Below are 1,556 nucleotides of genomic sequence, written 5' to 3'. Positions count from 1 at the left end.
GGATTACCACCAAACGAATCAGAAAACCAATACCGGAAAAACTCTAAAACCGTGGCCAATTTTAGTTGACCACTACAGAGACATGCCAATGTGTGTGTAGAATGCCTCAGCTTTGGGTAGTGCGTGGAGTGAAAATCCGGCCTCCCACCCCAAGGAATCGCAATACTGATGAACGGATTTCAAGGTTATTTTTCCAATACCCGTGAAGTCCCTTCGCATAGGATTTTTTCTATTCCACGGAGCTGCAGCAAGGTACTCTATATAATAAATCTGACGTCCACCCAAAGCACTCTCTTTGGGGTGATATATAATACAAGCAGCTTGTGGTTTACCATCAGCATACATAAAGAAAAACTTATACTGTGAGTCTCTGAAGCAATACGATTTCTTGAGCCAATCCCAATGATCGTCATCCAGTTGTATGTAATCTTGTATCTTTGCTAGCTCTTCTTTTGAATAATCTTGCTCTGAGATAAACTTTATTAGATTGAAGTTAAACTCCCCCCACTTTAAGTCACACTCGTCAGCTCGAATTGGATCCCAACCTTCGTACAGCTCATATCCTTTTGTATTTCCATTACTATCACAGATGGTGCCTGTACAAATAGAATCTTTATCATCAGGCACTATACCACCAGACCTGATAAGCCCCCTCAAATCTTCTATTGTCATAGTCATTATATAGTGATCCTCGTATATGATATTACATTATACCATGAGTAGTAGCCATTTATGTGAAGCAGAGTTTATATTTTTTGGTGTGATTGAGATGGATTAAAACTGGTCGCTAATTTGTAGGTGATTTGAATGTTTACCATAGTTGTTATCCGAGGGCTCACAGCCTGAAGAAATTCGTAACAAGCTTTTGTCCAAAAACGAACTCTGAACCCAATGTAGGATAATATGACGATTTATGACTAGTTAAGTACAGATACGACCGCTATCATTTTAGTATGATGCTTTAATACTTAGTATGAGACTTTATTACTCTCATACAGCTACAAAATCAATACATTCTGACCGAGTTTGTGCCACTACAGCTAAGTTTCCCCCAATTGTTGCGGGCAAACTTTATTTATCTCTTGTTCTCATTGCAGGCAAATTAAATTGTCGCTGCACACGTTTTCACAGAATGCATAATCCCTTGTAACCCAATGGAATTATTTAATTTTATTAAAATAAATCACCGTATCAGTGGGTTAACAGAAAACAGCAGTGATTATATGAAATTTTAAGCAAAAAGTGCTTTACAAATGATACTGAGAACCATTATCATTAAATCACTTTCAGATGACCACCTTCAGGGTTCAGATGAAAGAACGACATTGCTCACATTGCTTCCAGTGTTTATTTAGCCAGCCCAGTGCTGGCTTTTTTTTTCCCCTTATCCATTCGCGCCGCAGGTGCGTTGGCTTTCCTCGTTCACCCCGGTCACATACTGATGTATGCTCCCGGGGATTCACTGCGTCGCCGCCTTCCTGCAACACGAATGGCGTCGGGGAAACGCCGCCCTGCCACAAACCGGATGGTTTAGCGAATCTGCGTCATCCTCCGGC

Annotated in this window: 1 protein-coding gene; it reads right to left on the bottom strand. The window is 40.7% G+C overall.

What is annotated here, in order from left to right; genetic code table 11:
• Positions 1-72: 72 nt before the first annotated feature.
• Positions 73-678: a hypothetical protein gene (locus AB7038_RS15335; protein WP_369453608.1), complete on the bottom strand. Its 606-nt coding sequence runs from the start codon at positions 676-678 to the stop codon at positions 73-75.
• Positions 679-1,556 lie beyond the last annotated feature (878 nt).

Origin of the sequence: Morganella morganii, assembly GCF_041099235.1 — a bacterium.
GTDB classification, from domain to species: Bacteria; Pseudomonadota; Gammaproteobacteria; order Enterobacterales; family Enterobacteriaceae; genus Morganella; species Morganella morganii_E.
Note: the sequence above shows the minus strand (reverse complement) of the source record. Positions and strands in the feature narration are given on the sequence as shown.

Coding starts and splice junctions, on each gene's coding strand:
- AB7038_RS15335 (WP_369453608.1), bottom strand. CDS start 678: ATGACTATGACAATAGAAGATTTGAGGGGGCTTATCAGGTCTGGTGGT.